Source organism: Saccharomonospora xinjiangensis XJ-54, from assembly GCF_000258175.1.
In the GTDB taxonomy this organism is placed as follows: Bacteria; Actinomycetota; Actinomycetes; order Mycobacteriales; family Pseudonocardiaceae; genus Saccharomonospora; species Saccharomonospora xinjiangensis.
Window position 1 is genome coordinate 2,745,374 of record NZ_JH636049.1, and the last position, 22,984, is coordinate 2,768,357.

The 22,984-nt window shown below is 69.0% G+C and carries 17 protein-coding genes and 1 tRNA gene; 16 read left to right on the top strand and 2 right to left on the bottom strand.

What is annotated here, in order from left to right:
* Positions 1–243 precede the first annotated feature (243 nt).
* The 5 genes from SACXIDRAFT_RS12240 to SACXIDRAFT_RS12260 all read left to right on the top strand — a co-directional run bounded on the left by SACXIDRAFT_RS12240 (position 244) and on the right by SACXIDRAFT_RS12260 (position 10,451).
* Complete coding sequence (locus SACXIDRAFT_RS12240) at positions 244–2,529, top strand: sodium-translocating pyrophosphatase (RefSeq protein WP_006238876.1); 2,286 nt, start codon at positions 244–246, stop codon at positions 2,527–2,529.
* A 1,037-nt stretch (positions 2,530–3,566) separates the two neighbouring features.
* Entirely contained in the window at positions 3,567–6,353 is a 2,787-nt protein-coding gene (topA, locus tag SACXIDRAFT_RS12245; protein ID WP_040922148.1) for a type I DNA topoisomerase, read from the top strand.
* Between the two features lie 160 nt (positions 6,354–6,513).
* Entirely contained in the window at positions 6,514–7,023 is a 510-nt protein-coding gene (locus tag SACXIDRAFT_RS12250) for a hypothetical protein (protein WP_232285297.1), read from the top strand.
* Positions 7,024–7,194: 171 nt separating this feature from the next.
* The gene (locus SACXIDRAFT_RS12255) at positions 7,195–9,234 is read left to right on the top strand and encodes a bifunctional MFS transporter/dTMP kinase (protein WP_085978660.1); all 2,040 of its coding nucleotides are present in this window, start codon (positions 7,195–7,197) and stop codon (positions 9,232–9,234) included.
* Positions 9,231–10,451 (top strand): DNA polymerase III subunit delta', encoded by a 1,221-nt coding sequence (locus SACXIDRAFT_RS12260; protein WP_006238880.1) that lies wholly within the window; start codon positions 9,231–9,233, stop codon positions 10,449–10,451. The genes SACXIDRAFT_RS12255 and SACXIDRAFT_RS12260 overlap by 4 nt, the downstream gene beginning before the upstream one ends.
* A gap of 242 nt (positions 10,452–10,693) precedes the next feature.
* Here SACXIDRAFT_RS12260 and SACXIDRAFT_RS12270 read toward each other — a convergent pair whose 3' ends face one another.
* Positions 10,694–12,382 (bottom strand): hypothetical protein, encoded by a 1,689-nt coding sequence (locus SACXIDRAFT_RS12270; protein WP_006238881.1) that lies wholly within the window; start codon positions 12,380–12,382, stop codon positions 10,694–10,696.
* A gap of 133 nt (positions 12,383–12,515) precedes the next feature.
* Between SACXIDRAFT_RS12270 and SACXIDRAFT_RS12275 the strand changes: the two genes are divergently transcribed.
* The 3 genes from SACXIDRAFT_RS12275 (at position 12,516) to SACXIDRAFT_RS12285 (ending at position 13,672) form a co-directional block, all read left to right on the top strand.
* Positions 12,516–12,589: transfer RNA gene (locus SACXIDRAFT_RS12275), tRNA-Thr, on the top strand.
* A gap of 87 nt (positions 12,590–12,676) precedes the next feature.
* The gene (locus SACXIDRAFT_RS12280; protein ID WP_006238882.1) at positions 12,677–13,198 is read left to right on the top strand and encodes a gamma carbonic anhydrase family protein; all 522 of its coding nucleotides are present in this window, start codon (positions 12,677–12,679) and stop codon (positions 13,196–13,198) included.
* A 45-nt stretch (positions 13,199–13,243) separates the two neighbouring features.
* On the top strand, positions 13,244–13,672 hold the full coding sequence (locus SACXIDRAFT_RS12285) for an uL11 family ribosomal protein (RefSeq protein WP_006238883.1): 429 nt from the start codon (positions 13,244–13,246) through the stop codon (positions 13,670–13,672).
* 62 nt (positions 13,673–13,734) lie between these two features.
* On the opposite strand, the gene SACXIDRAFT_RS12290 is transcribed toward SACXIDRAFT_RS12285, so the two are convergent.
* Positions 13,735–14,241 carry an inorganic diphosphatase gene (locus SACXIDRAFT_RS12290; RefSeq protein WP_006238884.1) on the bottom strand — a complete coding sequence of 169 codons (507 nt, stop codon included), beginning with the start codon at positions 14,239–14,241 and terminating at the stop codon, positions 13,735–13,737.
* A 694-nt stretch (positions 14,242–14,935) separates the two neighbouring features.
* Here SACXIDRAFT_RS12290 and dacB point away from each other — a divergent pair.
* The 8 genes from dacB to SACXIDRAFT_RS12330 all read left to right on the top strand — a co-directional run bounded on the left by dacB (position 14,936) and on the right by SACXIDRAFT_RS12330 (position 22,954).
* On the top strand, positions 14,936–16,693 hold the full coding sequence (gene dacB / locus SACXIDRAFT_RS12295) for a D-alanyl-D-alanine carboxypeptidase/D-alanyl-D-alanine endopeptidase (protein WP_232285298.1): 1,758 nt from the start codon (positions 14,936–14,938) through the stop codon (positions 16,691–16,693).
* A gap of 98 nt (positions 16,694–16,791) precedes the next feature.
* Positions 16,792–17,859 (top strand): Rv3626c family coenzyme F420 biosynthesis-associated protein, encoded by a 1,068-nt coding sequence (locus SACXIDRAFT_RS12300; RefSeq protein WP_006238887.1) that lies wholly within the window; start codon positions 16,792–16,794, stop codon positions 17,857–17,859.
* The gene (tilS, locus tag SACXIDRAFT_RS12305) at positions 17,838–18,869 is read left to right on the top strand and encodes a tRNA lysidine(34) synthetase TilS (RefSeq protein WP_006238888.1); all 1,032 of its coding nucleotides are present in this window, start codon (positions 17,838–17,840) and stop codon (positions 18,867–18,869) included. Before SACXIDRAFT_RS12300 ends, tilS begins: the two co-directional genes overlap by 22 nt.
* Positions 18,870–18,871: 2 nt before the next feature.
* The gene (gene hpt / locus SACXIDRAFT_RS12310; protein ID WP_006238889.1) at positions 18,872–19,426 is read left to right on the top strand and encodes a hypoxanthine phosphoribosyltransferase; all 555 of its coding nucleotides are present in this window, start codon (positions 18,872–18,874) and stop codon (positions 19,424–19,426) included.
* Between the two features lie 150 nt (positions 19,427–19,576).
* Entirely contained in the window at positions 19,577–19,945 is a 369-nt protein-coding gene (locus SACXIDRAFT_RS12315) for a hypothetical protein (RefSeq protein WP_006238890.1), read from the top strand.
* 23 nt (positions 19,946–19,968) lie between these two features.
* Entirely contained in the window at positions 19,969–21,336 is a 1,368-nt protein-coding gene (locus tag SACXIDRAFT_RS12320; RefSeq protein ID WP_006238891.1) for a hypothetical protein, read from the top strand.
* Positions 21,337–21,338: 2 nt separating this feature from the next.
* A complete protein-coding gene (locus SACXIDRAFT_RS12325) occupies positions 21,339–22,130 on the top strand; it encodes an ESX secretion-associated protein EspG (protein WP_006238892.1) in 792 nt (263 codons plus the stop codon).
* Positions 22,131–22,186: 56 nt separating this feature from the next.
* Complete coding sequence (locus tag SACXIDRAFT_RS12330; protein WP_040922620.1) at positions 22,187–22,954, top strand: ESX secretion-associated protein EspG; 768 nt, start codon at positions 22,187–22,189, stop codon at positions 22,952–22,954.
* The last annotated feature ends 30 nt before the right edge of the window (positions 22,955–22,984 follow it).

A 22,984-nucleotide genomic window follows, 5' to 3' on the forward strand; every position in this document is an offset into this window, starting at 1 on the left:
CACCTTCGAAGCTTCGCACAATCCGGTGATGTGATCGTGGACACGCTGTGAGCGTGATCAGTTTCACAGATTGTTTACCCGTATGCGAGCTGCGTCACTGTTGCTCGCATGGGCTCCTTTACCAATAGACTCCGCCGAACCACACAAATAGTGGCGTAGATCCCACTGTCAGCGTCGGCACACCGGTCGCATCGGCCTCCGGGACCGGCGCGGGCAACAGGCGACGTCTCAGGAGGACAACGAATGGCCCGGCACTTCCTCGCGGAGGGCTCCATGGAGCTTTCCGGAGGTGACTACGGCATCGTCGCCGTGGTCGCCGCGGTCGCCCTCGCAGCACTGGTCATCGGTTATCTCCTGCTCAAGGAAGTGCTGGCCGCGGGCCAGGGCACTCAGAAGATGCAGGAGATCGCCAAGGCCGTGCAGGAAGGTGCGGCCGCATATCTGAACCGACAGCGGAACACGCTCGCCGTCTTCGGTGTGATCGTGTTCCTCCTGCTGCTCGTTCTCCCCGCCGAGAACCTCGGCGAGCGGATCGGGCGGTCGGTGTTCTTCCTCGTCGGTGCGGCGTTCTCGTTCTTCATCGGCTACCTCGGCATGTGGTTGGCCACGAGAGCGAACGTGCGGGTCGCGGCTGCGGCGAGGGAGCCTTCGGGCAGGGAGAAGGCCATGCGCATCGCCTTCCGCACCGGTGGTGTGGTCGGCATGTTCACGGTCGGGCTGGGGCTGTTCGGCGCCTCGGTCGTCGTGCTGGTCTACACCGGACAGGCACCGAAGGTCCTTGAGGGCTTCGGCTTCGGCGCCGCGCTCATCGCGATGTTCATGAGGGTCGGCGGCGGCATCTTCACCAAGGCCGCAGACGTCGGCGCCGACCTGGTAGGGAAGGTCGAGCAGAACATCCCGGAGGACGATCCCCGCAATGCCGCGACGATCGCCGACAACGTGGGCGACAACGTGGGTGACTGCGCAGGGATGGCCGCGGACCTGTTCGAGTCGTACGCCGTCACCCTGGTGGCGGCGCTGATCCTTGGCAGCGCCGCGTTCGCGACCACGGGTCACGGGCTCGTGTTCCCGCTGATCATCCCGGCCATCGGGGTGATCACCGCGGTGATCGGTATCTACATCACGCGGGCTCGCGCCGGCGAGAGCGGGCTGACGACCATCAACCGCTCGTTCTACATCTCGGCGTTCATCTCCGCGGTGTTGTCGGCCGTGGCGTCGTTCGTGTTCCTGCCGAGTTCGTTCGACGGCGCCGACGGCAACCCCGCCGTGATCGCGACCGTTTCGGTGATCATCGGCATCGTGCTCGCTGGCGTGATCCTCTGGCTCACCGGCTACTACACGGGCACCGAGCACAAGCCGGTGAAGGATATCGGCAAGACCTCGGAGACGGGTGCGGCCACGGTGATCCTGTCGGGCATCGCCGTCGGCTTCGAGTCGGCCGTGTTCACGGCTTTCGTCGTGGGTGCGGCGGTGTTCGGTGCTTACCTGCTCGGCGGTTCCGTCGCGTTGTTCGCCGTGGCGCTCGCCGGCACCGGCCTGCTCACGACGGTCGGTGTCATCGTCGCCATGGACACCTTCGGGCCTGTTTCGGACAACGCGCAGGGCATCGCGGAGATGTCGGGCGATCTGAGCGAGGGCGAGGGTGCGCAGATCCTCACCGAGCTCGACGCGGTGGGCAACACCACCAAGGCGATCACCAAGGGCATCGCGATCTCGACGGCGGTGCTGGCGGCCACCGCGCTCTTCGGGTCGTACTCCGACGCCATCGGACGTGCGCTCACCGATGCGCAGGCCACCATCGACGAGGTCGGCGACGCCTTCGTCAGCAACATCATCGCGCCGAACACCTTGGTCGGTGTCGTCATCGGCGCTGCGGTGGTCTTCCTGTTCTCCGGTTTGGCGGTCAACGCCGTCTCGCGGGCGGCCGGTGCGGTGGTGTACGAGGTTCGCCGCCAGTTCCGCACGATTCCGGGGATCATGGAGGGAACGACGAGGCCGGAGTACGGCAAGGTGGTTGACATCGTCACCCGCGACTCGTTGCGGGAGCTGGCCACACCGGGTCTGCTCGCGGTGTTCGCGCCGATCGCCGTCGGTTTCGGGCTCGGTACCGGTGCGCTCGCAGGCTACCTGGGAGGCGCGATCGCCACGGGCATGTTGATGGCCGTCTTCCTCGCCAACTCCGGCGGAGCGTGGGACAACGCGAAGAAGCTGGTGGAGGACGGGCACCACGGCGGTAAGAATTCCGAGGCACACGCGGCCACCGTCATCGGTGACACGGTCGGCGACCCGTTCAAGGACACGGCGGGGCCCGCGATCAACCCGTTGTTGAAGGTGATGAACCTGGTGTCGCTGCTCATCGCTCCGGCGGTGGTGAGTCTCTCGGTCGGCGACAACGCGTCAACACCGGCGAGACTGGCGATCGCACTCGGTTCGGTGTTGATCATCGCGGTCGCGATCGTGGTCTCGAAGCGGCGGGCCTCGGCGATGAACGACACACCCGCCGCCGAGAACAACCCCGCGAATGCCTGAGGCCGCCAACGCACGCGGGGTAAGCACGGCTACGCGCTGGAGGTCGTAGCGTCCCCGGTCGCCGTGGGTGGTTCGTCGGCCACAGCGAACACGATCATGGCTGGTCGGCAGGGCCGGGAGGGAGAGCGTGGCTCTGCCCTCCCGGCCCGGTTCACGCGATCCCTCGGGAGTACGACCGTCGGGCGTTCGCGCGGAGGCGCCTGTGCGCGGTGCGGCCGGAGTGCCTGCGGTGGTTGCCTTGTGCGGCGTCGGCGGCGGCGGGAATGCCGCTCCGGAACCGACCCGGCACGGCAAAGCTGGCTGTGCCGAGGGCGGTCGCGACCGTCCGACAGGCGGACGCCGGGGACCGCCTGTTGCGGGGCGGCGTCCGGACTGCCCTGTCGATTCGGAGCCGCCGGTCCTCGAGGCGAGCAGGGCAGGCCGGGCCTCGGCTGCCTCGGGTGACTCGCCGGAGGTGATGGTCGGCCTCGACGTCGAGGATGGCGGAGTCATGCCCGCATCGGTGCGGACGGTGGCGCAGAATCCGTCGGGCGGCATCGGCGTAATCGGCGTCGGCCGGGCTGCCGACCGGCTTCGACGCGGTGCCCGCGCTGTACGAGGCGAGTGCGCAGGCGTCGGCTGCCGGGACTTCACCCGAATCGGCAGGACGCCCGGATCGACTCTCCCGCTTCCTGAGAGTTCCGTTCCTGAAAGCGCTTCCGGTTCCTGAACGGCACCCCTGCTCCTGAAGGCGCTCCCGGTTCCTGGAATCGGTCGTTTCCCCCGACGCGGCAGGGGAACCCGTGTCGGTGCGCGCTGGGCGGCCAGCCGAGGAAGCCCCACTCACGGTGCTCGGTTCGTCACCCATAGCCCCGGCCGATGCGGGCGGTATGGCACGTGCTAGGTGTGGAAAAGGAGCGGTCGAAAAACCTTCCTTCAGCGGCCGGGAACGCGTGACGGCGCCGGTGTGTTGCAGCACCTGAGCGGACAGCGGGAGCGCACAACGTGCACACTGGCTGGTCGAACGAATGGAATCTTGAGCGAAAGAGCGGGACAGCGTGGCTGGAACGACACGGACGAAGAGAACGGGCACGAGCGGTGACGGTCGCCGGAGACTGGTGATCGTCGAGTCGCCGACGAAGGCCCGTAAGATCGCTCCGTATCTCGGCAGCGACTACGTCGTCGAGTCGTCCCGTGGCCACATCCGGGACCTGCCGAGGGGCGCAGCCGACGTGCCAGCCAAATACAAGGGGCAGTCGTGGGCGCGCCTCGGAGTCGATGTCGATAACGGGTTCGAGCCGCTCTACGTCATCACGCCGGACAAGAAGTCCACGGTCAGCGAGCTGAAAAGCCTGCTCAAGGACGTGGACGAGCTGTATCTCGCCACCGACCCCGACCGCGAGGGCGAGGCCATCGCATGGCATTTGCTCGAAGCGCTCAAGCCGAAGATCCCGGTGCGGCGCATGGTCTTCCACGAGGTGACCGAGCAGGCCATCCGCGCTGCCGCCGAAAGTACTCGTGATCTCGACTCGGACCTCGTTGACGCGCAGGAGACCCGGCGCATCCTCGACCGGCTCTACGGCTACGAGGTGTCGCCAGTGCTGTGGAAGAAGGTCATGCCGAAGCTGTCGGCGGGCCGGGTCCAGTCGGTGGCCACCAGGGTGATCGTGGAGCGGGAACGTGAGCGCATGCGGTTCACGTCCGCGTCGTACTGGGACATCTCCGCCGTCATGGACACCGGTGGGGCTCAGGGGGAGACAGGGCCGCGTTCTTTCCCAGCCCGGCTCACCTCTGTGGACGGCGCGCGGCTGGCGACCGGTCGCGACTTCGGCCCGGACGGCAGGCTCAAGGAGCAGTCGCAGGACGTGCGGGTGCTGGGGGAGGTCGATGCGAACCGGCTGGCCGGAGCTCTGGCGGGCCGCGAGTTCAGGGTCACGAGCGTCGAGGAGAAGCCCTACACGCGTAGGCCGTACGCGCCGTTCATGACATCGACGTTGCAGCAGGAAGCGGGGCGCAAACTCCGGTTCTCGTCGGAACGCACGATGCGGGTGGCGCAGCGGCTCTACGAGAACGGCTACATCACCTATATGCGTACCGACTCCACGACGTTGTCGGAGTCGGCGCTGTCGGCGGCGCGCAGCCAGGCCACCGAGTTGTACGGCTCCGAGTACGTCGCGGACAAGCCGCGCCAGTACACACGCAAGGTCAAGAACGCGCAGGAGGCACACGAGGCGATCCGGCCAGCCGGTGAGGTCTTCCGTACCCCCGGCGCTGTGGCGGCCGAGCTGGAGTCCGACGAGTTCCGGCTGTACGAGTTGATCTGGCAGCGCACGATCGCCTCGCAGATGGCCGACGCCAAGGGCACCACGATGTCGGTGCGGATCTCCGGCACGGCGGCCAGCGGCGAGGAGTGCGTGTTCTCGGCTTCGGGGCGCACCATCACGTTCCCCGGCTTCCTCAAGGCGTACGTCGAGTCGGTTGACGCCGAGGCAGGAGGGGAGGCCGACGACAAGCAGAGCAGGCTGCCGAGGCTGGCGAGGGACCAGGCGCTGACGGCGACGGAGCTCGACCCCGACTCGCACGCCACCTCGCCCCCTCCGCGTTACAGCGAGCCGAGCCTGGTCAGCAAGCTGGAGGAACTCGGGATCGGCAGGCCCTCGACGTACGCGTCGATCATCAACACCATCCAGGACCGCGGCTACGTGTGGAAGAAGGGGTCCGCGCTGGTGCCGTCGTGGGTGGCGTTCTCGGTGGTGGGCCTGCTGGAACGGCACTTCGAGCGGCTGGTGGACTACGACTTCACCGCCGCGATGGAGGACGAACTCGACCGAATCGCCGCAGGCGACGAGCAGCGCACCGAGTGGCTGTCGCGCTTCTACTTCGGCGGCGAGATGGGTGTTGACGGCTCGATCGGCAGGCTCGGCGGGCTGAAGAAGCTCGTCGGCTCCGGTGTCGAGGACATCGACGCACGGGAGATCAACTCGATCCCGATGTTCCCAGACAGCGAGGGCCGCCAGGTCTACGTGCGGGTCGGCCGCTACGGGCCGTACCTCGAACGCGAGGTCGATGGCCAGTCGCAGCGCGCGAACCTGCCGGAGGACCTCCCGCCGGACGAGTTGACGCCCGAGATCGCGGAGAAGTTGTTCGCGACACCGCAGGAGGGGCGGGTGCTGGGCACCGACCCCGGCAGCGGCCACGAGATCGTCGCGAAGGAGGGTCGTTTCGGTCCTTACGTGACCGAGATCCTGCCCGAGCCGGAGCAGGGCGAGGACGGCGCGAAGGCAGGTAAGGCGAAGAAGGCCAAAGCGGCCAAGCCGGCCAAACCGAGGACGGCTTCGCTGTTCAAGTCGATGTCGGTGCAGGACGTGACGCTGGAGGACGCGCTGCGGTTGCTGTCCCTGCCCCGCGTCGTCGGAACAGACCCGGAGAGCGGCGAGGAGATCACGGCGCAGAACGGCCGCTACGGGCCGTACCTGAAGAAGGGCAAAGACTCGCGGTCGCTGTCGAGCGAGGAGCAGATCTTCGAGATCACGCTGGACGAAGCGCTCAAGATCTACGCGGAGCCGAAGCGGAGGGGAAGGCAGGCCGCTGCAAAGCCGCCGTTGAAGGAACTCGGTGATGACCCGGTGTCGGGCAAGCCGATCGTCGTGAAGGACGGCCGGTTCGGCCCGTACGTCACCGACGGCGAGTACAACGCCTCCCTGCGCAAGTCCGACTCCGTTGACGACCTCACGCCGGAGCGGGCGGCCGAACTGCTGGCGGAGAAGCGGGCGAAAGGGCCGGCGAAGAAGAAGGCCACCACCACCCGGCGCAAGACGGCGTCGGCGACGAAGTCGAAGAGCTGACCTGCTCGCGCCCGGCCTTCGCCGAACACGGCGAGTGATCGACACTGTGCTCCGATGAGCGGGTGGCGAGGGCGTGGATTACCGCTACCCTGGTCAACGCACGGCACGCGGTGTGCCACGCAGTGTGAGAACGCTGGTGGCGCACACACCGAGCCCGACCATGGGAGGACGTGTGGTGGACGCGGACGGTACTCAGGCTCCTGAGCCGCCGAAGCCGTTCAGCGACCCGTTGGGTGGCGCGCCGGAGGGCGGTGCGGCAGGCAGAGCCGACGGTGCGGCGGCGAGCGGCGAGGTCGCGAAGCCCGTCGAGGTCGATCGCGAGGCGGCGCGGCAGCTGGCCACCGTGCTGGCGGAGCAGAATGCGCGGGCACCCGCCGGTGCCGGCCCTGATGCGGGCCCCGATGCCGACGACGAGCCGACGGCGGAGATACCACCGCAGAAGGCGGGAGTGAGAGCGTCGAGACCCGCACTGCTCGCTCCCATCCTGCGAAGGCGCGGGCCCACAGGCGGGGTTGTGCGGCGAGGTGGGCGAGCGGCTCCCCGGATGCGGAGGCCGTCGTCCGGAGCGGCGGGATTCGCGGTGGCGCTCACGCTCATGCTGATCTTCTTGCTGATCGCCATTCAGTTCGTGGCCAGTTTCGTGGAAAGTGTGACGGGCATATTCGGCTGAGCCGGCACGAGAACGATTCGTGCCGACAGGCTGACGCTGTGTAAGTTTCGCGGCTCTCCCGCGCGTGCTGCCGGTGCGGCGCTACCCTGAGCGCACGGCGGTGCCGAGAGAGGGTGGGGTCCCATCAACGAGTCGCAGAAGGGGGCAGGAGACGCCGAGACGCGTTCCAGCGTGTCCAGTGCGTCCAACGAGGCGTCCACCGTGAGAAGGGTTCGCCGGGTGCTGGCCATCAGGCCGTTCCGGCGGCTGTGGGGCGTCACGTATCTGTGCAGCGTGGCCGACTGGTTGTCCCTGCTCGCGCTGACCGGCCTCGTCACGAAACTGACCGACGACTACACGGCACAGAACTTCGCCTTCGCCGGCATCGTGCTGACCCAACTGCTTCCCGGCCTGCTGTTCGCGCCTCTCGGTGGAATGCTCGCCGACCGTTTCGACCGCCGCAAGATCATGGTGGTCGCCGATCTCGTGCGTTTCGGACTGCTGATTTCGATCGCGATCGTCGGCACGCCCCTGTGGTTGTTCGTGGCCAACTTCCTCGTCGGTTCCGCGGCGATGATGTGGATTCCGTCGAAGGACGCGGCGGTGCCCAATCTGCTCCGCCGCCGGGATCAGGTGGAAACGGCGAACCAGCTCGGAATGGTGATGACCTACGGGGTCGCGGTCGTCACCGGCGCCGGAATCTACGCGATCCTCACCGGTATTCAGACGACGTTCAACCTTCCGCCCGACCTGCTCGGCGAGTTCGGCACCGCCAAGATCGTCGTGGTCCTGAACGGCATGCTCTACCTCGCGAGCGCGTTGCTGGTGGCGCGCATCCCCGAGCTTTCGCTGCGCAACGTGCACCCGGTGCCTGAGACGGGCGAACGTCCGGTGGTGCGCAAGCCGGAGCGTGAGCAGGGCGGTTTCCGCAGCATGGTCAAGGACGGCGTGCGGTTCGTGCGGAGCACGCCGCTGATCCGTGGACTGCTCATCGGCATGGTCGGCGCCTTCGCGGCAGGCGGCGCCGTGATCGGGTCGGCGAAACCGTACTCGTCGAGCCTCGGCGGTGGAGACGCCTCGTTCGGATTGTTGTTCGTGGCGGTATTCGTCGGTGCGGCCATCGGGCTGGCCGGTGCGCCGAAACTGGCTCGCAGGCTCCCTCACGAACGCTTGTTCGGTGTCGGCATCGTGATCGCGGGGCTTGCCCTCGTCGTGGTCGCGCTCGCGCCGCACCTCGCGGTGGCGCTCGTGGCTGTCGCGCTCGTCGGCGCGTGCGCGGGTGGCGCGTTCCTCACGGGCATCACGATCATCGGGTCGCAGATCGACGACAGCATCCGTGGCCGGATCAACGCCATCTACCAGTCGCTGCTGAAGATCATCATTTTCGGGACGACCTCGGCGGTGCCCGGTTTGATCGGGCTGGTCAAGCCGCGCGAGGTCATCGTGTGGGGAAACCGGCTCATCATCGACGGGACCCGCCCCGTGTTGCTGGCAGGAGGACTGCTGGCCGCGCTCGTCGGTGTGATCGCCTACCGGCAGATGGATTCGCGGCGCACCGAGCCGATCTTCGCCGACCTCCGCAACGTCATCCGTCGCCGCCCACACCGGGTGAACGGCGTGCTCATCGCGCTGGAGGGCACGACGGCGGCGGACACGGAGGCGCAAGCGGCCAGGCTCGCCGAGTGGCTCGGCAACGGGCCGCGTCCCGTGGTGCTGGCCGCCGATCCCGCACTCGACGACGAGCGGCTGACGTCCCTCATCTCGGGCGCTTCGCTCGGTGGCGCGAGGGCGAGGGCGCTGGCCGCCGCGGCTGTGCGTGCCGACATCGTCGAGCGAGACGTGCGGCCCGCGCTCGACAGCGGCGCGATCGTGGTGATGGAGCGATTCGTGGACACGCCGCTCGCGCACCTCTCGACAGTCGCGGAACTCGATGTCGCCGAGCTCGAAGGGCTCACAGACTGGGCGACGGGAAGGCTGCGCCCCGATCTCACGGTGCTGCTCGACGCCGAACCCGGTGAAGGTGAGGATCGATCGACGAACACCGCGGAGCACCATTGGCGGGTGCAGGAGATGCTGGCCGAGATGGCGGCTTCGGCCCCCGACCGGTACGTCGTCGTTGACGCGGAGGGCACCGAGGACGAGATCGCGGAGCGGGTGCGGACGTCGGTGTGGGGTGCGTTGTCGGGGAAGGTCGTGTTGCCGTCGATCACGCGAGAGGTGGCGCAACAGTGACGAATTCTGCCGCCCCGGCAGGCACCACCGGCCGGGTGTGGTCGCAGCTGGTGGGGCAGGAACAGGCCGTGGAGACGCTGGCTTCGGCTGCGGAGTCGGCGGCGGCGCTGGTGTCCGGCCGCACCGACGACCACGGTTCGATGACCCATGCGTGGCTGTTCACCGGCCCTCCCGGTTCGGGGCGGTCGGTGGCCGCGCGGGTTTTCGCGGCGGCGCTGCAATGCACGCTCGACGCCGGGTGCGGTGAGTGCCAGGGCTGCCGGACCACGCTCGCGGGCACGCACGCCGACGTGAAACTCGTGGTACCCGAGGGCCTTTCCATTTCCGTCGGCGAGATGCGCGCGCTCGTTCAAGCCGCCGCTCGCAGGCCGACGACGGGACGGTGGCAGGTTGTGATCATCGAGGATGCCGACCGGCTCACCGAGGGGGCGTCGAACGCGCTGTTGAAGGCGGTCGAGGAGCCTGCGGAGCGGACGGTGTTCCTGCTGTGTGCGCCGTCGGACCACCCTGACGACGTGAGTGTCACCATCCGGTCGCGGTGCAGACTGGTGAATCTTCGCACGCCGTCACCAGAGGCGATCGCGACCGTGCTCGTGGAGCGTGACGGCATCGACCCCGAGCGTGCGCGGTGGGCGGCCTCGGTGTGTGGCGGACACGTCGGGCGCGCTCGCAGACTGGCCACGGACGACAGCACAAGGGAGAGAAGAGCGGCCGTGCTCCGTATCCCGCTGGGGCTGCGGCGCGCCGACGACGTGTTCCGGTGCGCCGACGAGCTGATCAAAACGGCCGAGACCGACGCGACCGAGGAGAGCAGGGCCCGCGACGAGGTGGAGCAGGAAGCTCTGCGCACCGCGATGGGTTCCGGCGGCACAGGCAAGGGTGTCTCGGCGGCCAAGCGGGCCGCCGACGCCGCCGTCAGAGCGCTGGAGAAGCGCCAGAAGTCGCGGGCGACCAGAACCCAGCGCGACACGCTCGACCTCGCGCTCGTTGACCTGGCCGGCTTCTACCGCGACGCGCTGGTGCAGGCAGGTGGCTCGACAGCGGCCCTGACCCATCCCGACTTCGCCGAGCAGTCGGCCGAGGCGGCCAGGCTGTGGGGCCCGGTGTCCACGCTGCGCCGACTCGAAGCCGTGCTGGCCTGTCGCGATGCCATCGGCTGGAACGTCAAGCCCCGCATCGCCGTCGAGGCGATGCTGACGACGCTGCGCGAAGGCTGATCCCGCCCATGGGCGGTGTCCGTTTCCTGCACGCGTGTCCGGCGCACTTGCGCCCGGACACGCGTGCGGGAAGTGCGGACACGCGTGCGGGAAGTGCGGACACGCGTGCGGGAAGTGCGGACACGCGTGCGGGAAGTGCGGACACGCGTGCGGGAAGTGCGGACACGCGTGCGGGAAGTGCGGACACGCGTGCGGGAAGTGCGGACACGCGTGCGGGAAGTGCGGACACGCGTGCAGGGGCATCAGGTGCTTCTGGGGTGGGGTGACGGTCTCGTCCCCGCCGGGGCGCGGACCGGCCGGTTGGGTAGCGCCGCCACCAGGACGACGCCGGTCAGCAGCAACGCCGTCCCGGTCCAGAACAGGGGCACGGCCGAGTAGGCGGCGCTCGTGTGTGCGAGGGCGGCGGGCACGTCGGGCCGATCTGGCCTGCTGGGGTTGGCGGGTGGGGCAGGCTCGCGGGGAGCGGCCTGACCGGGCTCCTCGGGCTCGGAGCAATCCACGCCGCCCTCCGGTGCGTAGGCGTCGGCTGTCTGCTCGCCGAGCGACACCTGGACCAGCGCGGAGGGCAACGTCCGTGCCTGCTCCTCGGGCAGAAGATCCCGCAGGCGGTCCGTCGGCAGGACCCGCACGTCGAGCATGCGTGCCACCGCTGTCACCTGGTGCCCGGCGAACGGCTTCGTCACCGTCCGCGCGTTCTCGTCGATTTCGGCGATGCTCAATCTGAGCACACCGATGTCGAGCACCCGGTCCGCGGCCTCACCGGACAGCGTGGCCAGTGTGCCGTCGATCCGCTCCGCCGCGTCGCCGACCACCGGCGTGTCCGACAGGTCCTCGTAGCCGGGGAGGTCTTTCAGTTCCGGCAGTGGGAGGCCGATGGGGACGTCGGCGGTCGGGTTGGCCGCGTCCAGCCGGAACAGCGTCGTGCCGTTTCGTTCGACGGTCAGCACAGGCGCCGTGTACTCGACTGTCGAGGTCTCGGCCTCTCCTGTGGACACGACACGCAGGGTCGGCTGGCCTGCGACCCTGACGGTGAGGCCGAGCGGCGTTCCCTTCAGGATGTCGATCCTGCCTGCCTGAAGCGTCGAGACGGCTTCGACGGCCTTGCGGGTCGTCCTCCCTTCCCCGATGTCCACGAGCCGTACCACCGACCGGGTTGACAATGCCTTGTCCACGCTGACGAGGAAGCCTGCCCCTCCGGCGCCGGCACGCGAACCGGACAGCAGGCCGCCCAGGTTCGCCAGCGAACCGGGCAGCTCCTCCAGCGCGGCACCGAGTTCGCCACCCGCCTCCGCGATCCGGTTGGCGTCCGGCATCGTCGGGATCGCGTTGGCGAGGGAAAGGCTCGCCGCCGATGTCCCCGCGTCGGCGACGGTGCCGACACACGGGCCGACGGTCTCGCTCCACCTCGCGTGTGCCCTTCCCGCGAGCGCGCTCACGTTCACCAGCGGATTGTCGGGAGATTCCAGTCCGGTGGAGAGCGCCTTGTCGTTGTCGGGCAGCGCCGTCTGCACGACCGAGCCCGGCGCCTGAGGAGTGTGTCCCGCGACGGAAAGCCCGAAGGGCGCGGCCTCGGCTATCGACCGCTCGTAGGAAAGGTGTGATTCGCTGTCCGCTCTGGTGTAGGACAGGGCGAACCCGCCTTCCAGCGCCGATTGCCTCGGCAGGTTCTCGTCCCAGCCCGGCATGGTGGCTTCGGCCTTCACGGCCTCGGGCAGCAGGCGCAACACTCCTAGTGCGGTGCTCGCCTCCGCCATCACGCGGCCTTTCGGCTTCGTCTCCACCGAGATCGGTGGCTGGCCATCCTCCGCCGGTTCGGGTTCCGGAGTCGTGGGCACGGTCTGCGCGGCGGCCGGTGCGGCCAGCAGCGCGAGCAGCACGGCCGTGACGGGCAGCGCGAGGACGCGGGGACGGCTGTGGCTCTTCCTGCGCATGCGAGAAGTCCTCCCAGTAGCCACCGACCCGGCTGCGGTGCCGGTGTCGTGCCCGGATCAACGACGTCGGCCCCCTCGGGTGACGCCGGAAACGGGATCGCTATACTCGTTCGCAAGCCGGGTACGCCCGCGCGCCGCCTTAGCTCAGTCGGCCAGAGCGGCTCACTCGTAATGAGCAGGTCGGGGGTTCGATTCCCCCAGGCGGCTCCGGCAAGAGGCCCCCTCCCACGTGGAGGGGGCCTCTTCGCATTTCGATGATCGTCACGGCTGCCCGCCGGAGACTAGGGTGTCTCCATGCCGTTGTTCTCGTTCGAGGGCGTGAGCCCCACCGTGCATCCGGAAGCCTGGATCGCCCCCACAGCCACGCTGGTCGGCGACGTCGTCGTGGAGAAGGGAGCCTCGATCTGGTACGGCGCCGTGCTGCGGGGCGACTTCGGCCGGATCGTGGTGCGGGAGGGTGCCAACGTTCAGGACAACACGGTGGTGCATGTCAACGACGGGGTGTGCGAGATCGGGGCCAACGCCACCATCGGCCACTCGTGCATAGTCCACGACTGCGTCATCGGTGAGCAGGCGCTCGTGGGCAACGGGTCGATCGTGCTCGACAAGGCCGTGGTGGGCAGGCGGAGCCTCGTCGCGGCAGGCGCCACCATCACCCCCGGTACGCAGGTGCCGGACGAGATGATCGCGAAGGGCAGCCCGGCGAAGAGCTTCACCCCGCTCACGGACACGGCGAGGGCGTGGGTGGACCACAACGCCGAGGTCTACCGCGCTCTCGCCCGCAGGCACGCCGACGGCGTCACGGAGATCCGGTAAAAGACCTGGAGTCTCCAGCCACTGGAGACCATAGCGTCGCCGCTCGTGGCGACAAGCAAGGCGAAGAAGAAGTTCGAGACCACACTCCAGCTGCCTGCGGGCGAAGCACCGGTGCCGGACATCGGCAAGGCGCTCGGGCAGACCGGGGTCAACCTCGTCGAGGTCAAACGCGCTTACGACGCGGCGACGGCGGGTCAGCGGGGCGAAGTCGTCCCCGTCGTGATCACCGTGTTCGAGGACCGGTCGTTCTCGATGCGATACAAGACGCCGCCGACCTCGCACCTGATCCGTAAGGAACTGGGTGGCCCTGGCTCGGCAAGACCGGGACACGAGGCGGCTGGAGTGCTCAGCCGCGACGCGCTGAGAAGGGTCGCCGAGCGCAAACTCCCCGACCTGAACACCTCGGACGTCGAGGCTGCGATGCGGATCGTCGCGGGCACTGCCCGTTCGATGGGAGTGACCGTGGAGGGCTGAATCCGAGTCGGGCCCCGCCGCACGAAGCGACGGGGCCCGACTCCTGGTTCATGATCGGCGGCTCACTGCTCGCCTGCCTGCTCCTCCTTGTGAGCGGCCTCGCGCTCGTAGGAGCGCTGGATCTCAGCCTCGGCCTCGGCGCGGCTGGCCCACGAGGAACCCTCGACGCTCTTGGCGGGCTCAAGGTCCTTGTAGACCTGGAAGAAGTGCTCGATCTCCAGCTTGTGGAACTCGTTGAGGTGGTGGATGTCCCTCAGGTGCTCCATGCGTGGGTCGTCCGACGGCACGGCGAGAACCTTGTCGTCGGGGCCCTTCTCGTCGGTCATGCGGAACATGCCGATGGCCCTGCATCGGATCAGGCAGCCGGGGAACGTGGGCTCCTGCACGAGGACGAGAACGTCGAGCGGGTCACCGTCCCGGCCCAGCGTGTCGTCGATGAACCCGTAGTCGGCCGGATACTGCGTGGCCGTGAACAGGGTCCGGTCCAGCCGGATGCGCCCCGTCTTGTGGTCCACCTCGTACTTGTTGCGCTCCCCTTTGGGGATTTCGATCGTGACGTCGAACTCCACGCCGTCCTCGCTGCCTCGTCTCTGGCGCCGCTGCTCAACCGGGCGGCTCACACGTGATCACTTCGGTCTTCACTAGTGTGGACCACGCACGGGTAGGCGCGGCACGCATGGTGTCCAAATGTGACGTCTGCCCTCTTGACCGCGAGGAGGGGCTTTGCCTGGCACTGGAGATGGTTCGGGGCCGAGATGGCCGTCCGCCGACCATGATCCCGAAGACGCGCCGGACAATCTTGACTCCTCGTCGAGCCAGACGACAGACAAGGTGAGGATTCCCACGAACCCGGCGAACGATGCGTCGGGAGAGCCGGCGGTTCGGGGCCTCTTCACTCCACCACGGCACGCGGACGAACCGGAGCGGACCGGCCACCAGCCTGCCTGGCCGCAGGAGCCGCGACAGGCTCAGCACACTCCTGGATCGGAGCAGGAGCACACGCAGCGTCCTCCCCAACGACAGCAGGGGCAGGACCCGCAGCGTCAGGAACCGCAACCTCACAACCCGCAGCGCCATGGTCCGCAGAGCCCTCCCCAGCGTGCGAACCCGGATCTCCCCGACCAGCGGCACGAGCGGCACCAGTCCCAGCAGCCGCGGCAAGCGCAGTATCAGCAGGCGCGCGATCCCGGGCCGAGGCAACCGCCTGCCGGGTGGCCGCAGAGACAGCCGAACTCCGCGCCGCCACAGCCGAGACCGGGCAGCGTGCCGCCTGCGGGAAGGCAGGCGTGGCCGCAGCGGATCGAGCCGGGACAGCCGAACACGGGAGAGCAGCAGCCCGTCCACCCCGGTGCGCGGGCCGACACCGGCACTCAGCAGGCGGTTCGCGCGCCGGTCGGTGCCGCTGGACCTTCGGAGAGAACCTCGTCGAACGGGCAGCAGGGCGGCGGGCAGCACGTCGGCGGGGAACCGCAGAGGAGCGGGGCCGCGTACGGAGCGAACCCGGTGAGCCCGGCGCCTTCGGCGCATGCTCAGGGCTCCACGAGTGCCGAGGGCACAGGTCCGGCCGACCCCGCAGGCCCGCCCGATCCCACCGATCCGACCGGTCCCTCCGGCTCCTCTGATGCCACCGAGGGGAAGCCACGGCGGCGGCGCGTGCTGGTCGCGGTGTCGATCGCCGTCGTGTTGTTGCTCGTGGCAGGCGTCACGCTGGCTCTGCCACCCGTGTCGAACCGCCTCGGCCTGCCGTGGGCGCCCAACGCGCCGCAGGCGGACCCGCCGCGACCGCAGGAGGTCCGGCTTGCGCTGAGCGAGGCTTCGGCGTCTGGTGCCGCACCCACTCCTTCCGGGGTCGCCGCCGCGATCGGAGAACTCGCCACGGACCCCGACCTTGGCGAGCTCTCCGGCAGCGTGGTGGACCCCGCGACGGGACAGCAGCTGTGGGAGCGCGGCGGCACCACGACGGCCACCCCCGCGTCCACGACGAAGGTGCTCGTGAGCGCCGCCGCGCTGCTGGCGCTCGATCACGATATGCGGCTGCCGACCAGGGTGGTGCGAGGTTCCGAACCGGGAACCGTGGTGCTGGTGGGCGGTGGCGACGTCACGCTGTCGTCGCTGCCGAAGGGACAGGAGTCGATCTTCAAGGGTGCCGCGCACCTCGACGACCTCGTGGAACAGGTCGAAAAGGCCACGGGAGGAGACGTCAACAAGGTCGAACTCGACCTTTCCGCCTACACCGGTCCCGAGACGGGCGCCGGTTGGGCTCCGGAGGACGTGCCGTCTACCTTCATGGTCAAGGTGCAACCGGCCATGCTCGACGGCGGTCGTTCCGACCCGACGAACAAGAAGTCGATGGGGCACAGCGACCCCGCACAGCACCTGGCCCAGGAGTTCGCGGAGCGCATCGGCGCCGAGGTCGGCGGCACGACAACCGTGCCGGAGAACGCGGAGGTGCTCGGCGAGGTGTGGTCGGCCCCTGTCGATGAGCTGGTGCGATACGCGCTTGTGGAGTCCGACAACCTGTTGGGCGAGGTACTGGCGAGGCAGGTCGCCGTCGCGGAGGGCAAGGAAGCGTCCTTCGACGGCGGTGCCGAGGCCACGCTGGAGGTGTTGAAGCGCAACGGCATCGACGTCGATGGCGCTGTGCTGCACGACGGCAGTGGCCTTTCCCCACTTAACAAGGTGCGCCCTGCGACGTTGACCCAGGTGCTCTCGCTGGCGGCCTCACCCGACGAGGACGAGATCACGACGAGGCTGCGTCCCCTGCTCATCGGCCTTCCCGTCGCAGGCGGCAGCGGAACGCTGGCCGTGCGCTACGGCGAGGAGTCCTCCTCGGCAGGCCGAGGCTGGGTGCGAGGCAAGACGGGAACGCTGTCCGGTGTGCACACACTCGCCGGGGTCGTGCTCACCTCGGAGGGGCGTGTACTGACCTTCGCGCTGATGTCCACGGGACAGAACGACGACGCGGCGCGCGCCGCCCTCGACCGCATCACGAGCGCACTGCGTGGCTGTGGCTGCCACTGAGGACGGGTAGCGTCGAAGCCGAGGTAGGCGGCGAAAGGACGACACGTGAGCACCAGCAGCATCGGCAGCGCGACGTCGAGCGAGCCGAAGCGGCCGTCGTGAGGTCCGCGACCCCGCAGCGGGACCGGAAGCCGAGGCCGCTGATCGACTGGTCGGTGGCGGCCTCGACCGGTGCTTACCTGGTCAGGGGCGGTCCGGTGGTGGACCCCGCCGAGGCCGAGAGGGTCGTCACGGAGCTGCGCGACTTCACCGTGGAAGCCGAGCGGCATGTCAGGGCTCTCACCGGGCTCGGGGCAGGGCTGCCGCTGCCGCCGGGCGAGGTCGTCGATCGCCCCGGCTGGGTGCGGGCCGTCGCGTCGGGCCTCGATGAACTGACCAGCAGGGCGCTACGCGACGAGGGGCAGGGTGGCGTCCTCGCTCCGTTGCTGGCAGGCGGTGCCGGTGTGCAGACGGGCGCGGTGCTGGCCTTCCTCGGAACGAGGGTGCTCGGCCAGTACGACCCGTTCGGCGGTGACGACCACAGGGGACGGCTGCTGCTCGTCGCTCCCAACGTGGTGACCGCGCAGCGGGCCATGCGCGTGTCCGGCAGGGATTTCCGCATGTGGGTGTGCCTGCACGAGTGCACCCACCGGCTCCAGTTCACGGCCGTCGAGTGGCTGCGCGACCACTTCGCCGACGAGGTCGGCAGGCTGATCGGCGGTTTCACCGAGTCGGAAGGACTTCCCACGCTGCTGTCGCGGCTGCCCGCCAACGTGCGGCGACTGCGCGAGGCGCGTGGGACCGATTCCGTCGGGGTCGCCGAACTGGTGCAGACCCCAGAGCAGCGGATCGTGTTCGACCGCCTGCTGGCGTTGTCCACCCTGCTCGAAGGGCACGCCGACTACGTGATGGACGCGGTGGGGCCGAAGGTCGTGCCGAGCGTGGCCACGATCCGGCGGCGGTTCACCGCTCGCCGAGAGTCCGGCGGCCCGATCGACAGGCTGCTCCGTGGCCTGCTCGGCGTCGAGGCCAAGGTCCGTCAGTACGCGCTCGGTTCGGCGTTCACGCGCGAGGTGGTAGACGCGGTGGGGATGGACGGGTTCAACGCGGTCTGGACGTCGCCCGAGACGCTGCCGAGCAGAGCCGAGATCAAGGACCCGAAGGCATGGCTTCGCCGGATGCACTAGAGCACGTGCCACCGCGCAGGCGCCCACTCGACGCGGTGCTATCCGTGCGGAGGGCGGTGCGAAGTTTTCTCTCGGAACCGGAGCACGCCGCACACCTTCGCGCGGGCGAGCTGTACGTGGGGGTGTCGGGCGGTGCCGACTCGCTCGCGCTGGCCGAGGCGGCGGCCCACGTCGGGGGCAGGCTCGGGGTGCGGGTGTGCGCCCTCGTAGTGGACCACCAGCTCCAGGCTGGTTCGTCGGAGATCGCGCGGCGGGCGGCCGATGAGGCGCTGCGCCTCGGTGTGCACACGGCGAAGGTGCTTGCCGTGACAGTGGAAGGCCCCGGAGGCCCCGAGGCCGCCGCGCGAAGGGCGCGGTACGCGGCGCTGCGTGACAACGCGGCGGAAAGCGCGCTGGTGCTGCTTGGTCACACGCTCGACGACCAGGCCGAGACGGTGCTGCTCGGCCTCGGCAGAGGGTCGGGGCCGAGGTCGCTGGCCGGTATGCGCCCCTTCGAGGTGCCGTGGGCACGACCGCTGCTCGACACGCCCCGAGCCGTCACGAGGGCCGCCTGCCACGAACTCGGCGTGCACCCGTGGGACGACCCGCACAACACCGACCCCCGGTTCCGCAGGGTGAGGCTGCGCGAGGAGGTTCTTCCGCTGCTCGAAGACGTGCTGGCCGGTGGGGTGGCCGCGGCGCTCGCCAGGACGGCGCGGCAATTGCGTGAGGACTGTGACGCACTCGATTCGATCGCGGACGAGGTTCTCGCCGGTGCCCTCGACGGCGCGGGCCTGCGCGTGGAGGTGCTCGCCACGGTGCCGTCACCGGTGCGCAGGAGGGTGTTGCGAACCTGGCTGCTGCATGGCGGCGTTCGCGAGCTGACGGACGCGCACCTGCGGTCCGTCGATGAGCTCGTGGAGCGCTGGCGTGGCCAAGGCGGCGTTTTCCTACCCGGCGGTGTCGAGGCGCGAAGGGCGCATGGAAAGCTCGTTTTGAACCGTTGCCAACCCACCACCCCAGGGAGCTGACCGTGTACGAGGGCGACATCGCCTCCGTGCTCATCACCGAGGAGCAGATCAAGGACAAGGTCGCCGAGCTGGCCGAGAAGGTCGCGGCCGACTACCCGACAGAGAAGATGCCGACCGATCTCGTGCTCGTCGGTGTGCTGAAGGGTGCGGTCATGTTCATGACCGACTTCGCTCGTGCGTTGCCGGTTCCGGCGCAGCTGGAGTTCATGGCGGTGTCGTCGTACGGGTCGGCGACGTCGTCCTCGGGTGTCGTGCGGATTCTGAAGGATCTCGATCGCGACATCGCGGGACGCGACGTGCTGATCGTCGAGGACATCGTCGATTCGGGCCTGACGCTGTCCTGGTTGCTGAAGAACCTCGCCAGCCGCAACCCCGCATCCCTGAACGTGTGCTCGCTGCTGCGCAAGAGGGAGGCCGTGAAGGTGGATGTACCGGTGCGTTACGTCGGGTTCGACATCCCGAACGAGTTCGTCGTCGGTTACGGCCTCGACTACGCGGAGCGCTACCGGGACCTTCCGTTCATCGGAACGCTCGACCCTCGCGTCTACTCGTCGTAACGGTCCGGCGTCGCGCACGGATACTTTCTGCGAAAAAGGAACCCGAATAGGCGAGAACTCGTCCTAGGGGTACCTCGAGTGCGTTAACCTTAGCGAAGATCGCAGGTGCTGAGCCGAGTCGGGCTGTGCTGGGGACAGGAGAGCGAACACATGCCGAACAGCAGCTATGCGGACGCCGCCGCGTTTCGGGACGCTGCGGCCAACGGGCAGGTCGGGATCGATCCGGACGCTGCGCAGGCCGTCCTGAACAAGATCCGTTCCGGAAAGGACGCCGTCGCGGCCCTGCTCGACAACACCGGTTTCCTCGCGGTGTCGCCGAAACTGGGGGCCAATCCGGTCGGCGAGGCGATCGCCACCAAGTTCGCCGAGCGCGCGGCGGGAATGAACGACTCCTACGCGCAGGCGCTGCGGAATCTGTACACGCAGTACGACGAAGCGGAGCACGCAATTCTCGAGGCGATGAGCCGCTACGACGACTTCGACACGACCACCGCCCAGTCCTTGACCGGCCGGCTGTAAATCTGTAGGGGGAAACGGAAGACATGTACTCGGACAGAAACGCCTCCGGCGAGCCCACCACGAGAACGGGCAGCGGGTACGACATGGGCTCTGTCCCCGCTGATGTCAACACCGTCCTGCACGAGGAGAGCGCCGAGGTCGCCGATCTCGTCGAGCGTGCGAGGAGTCGTGCGGACGGCTTCCAGTACGGCGACGACAGGGCGATCGGTTCGCGGCCGAACTGGGCGGCGAGGAACAGCGAGCAGCTGTACGCGTACGCGACGGTCAACAACGAGCCAGGTACGGCAGAGGAACTCGGCCAAACCTGGGGCAGCCACAGCAGTGAGCTTTCCAAGATCGCGGACGACCTTTACAACGCCATCAAGGAACTCGGCGCGGCGTGGGTCGGCCAGGGCGCGGGCGCCGCTCAGGGTGCGCTCGTCGGCATCGCCAACTCCAGCTCGCAGGCGTCCGAGGCGGCGAAGACCATGCAGGACCGCCTCGGACAGCAGGCGTCTGCCGCGGCCAAGCTGAAGACGATGCCGCAGCCGAAGGAGTTCGACCCGGGCGCGGAGACGGCGGCCATGCTCGCCGGTGGTCCCGCCGCGATGGTCAAGGACATGAAGGAGCAGCACGACGCGGCGCAGGCGGTCAAGGCGCAGCAGATCGCGTTCCTCGACGCCTACACCGAGGAACTGTCGCAGATCGACGGCACGACCCCGAGCTTCGGGCCGGAGTCGCTGGGGTTGAAGCCGTTGAGCAGCGGCGTCGCCGCGGAGGCGGGCAGGCTCGGCGCGGTGGGCACCTTCACGCTCTCCGGTGTCTCGGGAGGCGTGTCGTCCGCCCACGGCGGTGTGCCCGCGGCTGCGGTCGGTGGCGCGGCTGACGCCGCCCACGGAGGCGCCGACGGTGGCCAGGGCGGTCGGGCCCACGGCCTGCCGGGCACGGGTGCGGGAACCGGCTCGGGGCAGCTTCCCTCTGCCCCCACCGGCGGTGGGTTCAGCGCCGGAAGCGCCCTCGGCGCGGCCGCGGCCGGTGGTGCGCTCGGCTACGCGGGCGTCAAGGCGGCCAAGTCGCTGTCGTCGGGCAAGCGCAGCGGAGCGAAGAAGGACGTCGTGACCTCGGAGACGGTGGCCTCGGCCAACCAGACCGGGAGCACCAGCATGGCGGGCCAGCCGCAGAATCAGGGTTCCGTCGCTCCTCTGCCCGGCGGTGTGCCGGGAGCCAACGCGGCGGCCACGGCCGCGCCGATGGGCATGGGCGGCATGGGGGCCACAGGCCGCCAGGACGGGGAGAAGGAACACACGCACGCCTCGTTCCTCATCGAGCCGGACCCGGACGCCACGTTCGGGGCCACGGAGTCGGCTGCGCCCCCGGTGCTGGGTGCGTGGGACGACGACGAAGGGCGATAGCAGTGCGCGAGAGGCTCACCGAGGTCGAACTCGACTTCCTCTGGGAGGCGAGCGGCCTCGGTGAACCGCCGTATCCGATCACGCTGCGTTCCCACGGCGACACGGTGGAGGAGCGGGCCGCTCTCCGCGCCGAGGTCCTCGCCGCTCTCGCACGCCGAGGTCTGATCGACGACAACGGCAGGCTCGGGCCGTGGATCGAGGACGCCCTCGGTGTGCTGGCCACGGCCGACCTCAGCCTCGATTCCGTGTTGATCTCAGCTCCGGGAGCGCAACCCCGGATGGCCGTGGCAGGGGCGTCGGGCCGGCACGCCGTGCTCCTCGTGCAGGAGGCGGGAGTGGTGTGGCTGGAGACCATCCCGCCCGACGGGCTCGCCAGCGCCATCGTGGGGCAGTTGCCCGGCGCGCCGAGGGGCAAGGAGAAGTCGATCAACGTGCCCCTTGAGCAGTTGCTTGTGGGGCCAGGGGCCGACTTCATGCAGCGCAGGCCGGCAACGACCGACGGCAGCACGGCCCGCGCCGACGAGGACCGCAAGGCACTGGCGCGACTGCACGCTCAGACCCGCGAGCGTGGTGGCCAGATCGGCGCGAACTCACGGGGACGTTCGGGCGGCAGGAGCCGTTCGCCGGTGTTGAGCTGGTTCGACACCGAGACTGGCCGCTACCTCACACAGGCGAGCCGGGGTCCCGACGGGCGAGACTGGATCGTCATCGCGCCCGCGGACGCGCCAACCCTGCGGCACAGGATGTCGGAGATGCTGTCTTCCGTGGCGCAGGCCACTGCCGCGCCTCTCTGATCGCTATTCTCTCGATCGAAGTCAGGTCCGTCACGTCGTTGGAGTTCGGGGGCACCGTGTCCGCGCAGGAGTTCTTCACACCGGTCACCTTCGACGTGCTGTGGGAGGAGGTCGGGGCAGGGGAACTGCCGTACCCGCTGACCGTGCCGTCGCACGGTGAGGACGAGGCCGAACGCGCTGCGCTGCGCAGGAGGGTCGAGGCGGAGCTCTCGGCCAGGAACATCCCCGGCTCGCCGGTCGAGGAGTGGCTTCGCATGCTGGCGCTGCCCTCACTCAGTATCGACGCGCTGCACATCCCGGAGTTCCGGAAGCGGCCGGTGGCCGCGCTGGCCGCCTCGGACGGAACGAAGGCCGTTCTCGCCGTCCAGGACGCCGACGGCGTGTGGCTTCGCCCTCTCTATCTCGACGGGCTCGTCTCCGCGATCATCGGGTTGCTCCCGCCTGGGGCGCGCGGCACGGAGGCTTCCATCACCCTGCCGCTCGACGAGGCGATGCGGGTCCGGCCTTCGCAGACCGCGGCGGCGAGTGGCGCGCCAGGAAGGCGGGGTGGTCTCGCCGACCGGTCGCACGACCCCGTCGAGACGTACGCGACGTTGATCGGGCAGCCACGTCTGCGAGGGGGACAGCTCGCCGCCAACAGCAGGGATGAACTGGGCACCAAGCGGCGTTCGTCCGTGCTGGCCTGGTTCGACACCGCGTCCGGTCGCTACCTGAGCGTGTCGCGCACCGGACCCGACGGCAGGGAATGGGTAGCGGTCGCACCGGCCGACGCGAAGACCCTGCGCAGCCGCCTCGGCGAGCTGGTCGCCGAGGTCACCCGCTGAGCCGGTGACGGATTTCGGGGAACACGGCGG

Excerpts from the sequence above, each read along its gene's own strand:
- SACXIDRAFT_RS12320 (WP_006238891.1), top strand. The coding sequence starts at position 19,969 with ATGTACTCGGACAGAAACGCCTCCGGCGAGCCCACCACGAGAACGGGC.
- SACXIDRAFT_RS12280 (WP_006238882.1), top strand. The coding sequence starts at position 12,677 with ATGCCGTTGTTCTCGTTCGAGGGCGTGAGCCCCACCGTGCATCCGGAA.
- SACXIDRAFT_RS12240 (WP_006238876.1), top strand. The coding sequence starts at position 244 with ATGGCCCGGCACTTCCTCGCGGAGGGCTCCATGGAGCTTTCCGGAGGT.
- SACXIDRAFT_RS12250 (WP_232285297.1), top strand. The coding sequence starts at position 6,514 with ATGGGAGGACGTGTGGTGGACGCGGACGGTACTCAGGCTCCTGAGCCG.
- SACXIDRAFT_RS12270 (WP_006238881.1), bottom strand. The coding sequence starts at position 12,382 with ATGCGCAGGAAGAGCCACAGCCGTCCCCGCGTCCTCGCGCTGCCCGTC.
- SACXIDRAFT_RS12315 (WP_006238890.1), top strand. The coding sequence starts at position 19,577 with ATGCCGAACAGCAGCTATGCGGACGCCGCCGCGTTTCGGGACGCTGCG.
- tilS (WP_006238888.1), top strand. The coding sequence starts at position 17,838 with ATGGCTTCGCCGGATGCACTAGAGCACGTGCCACCGCGCAGGCGCCCA.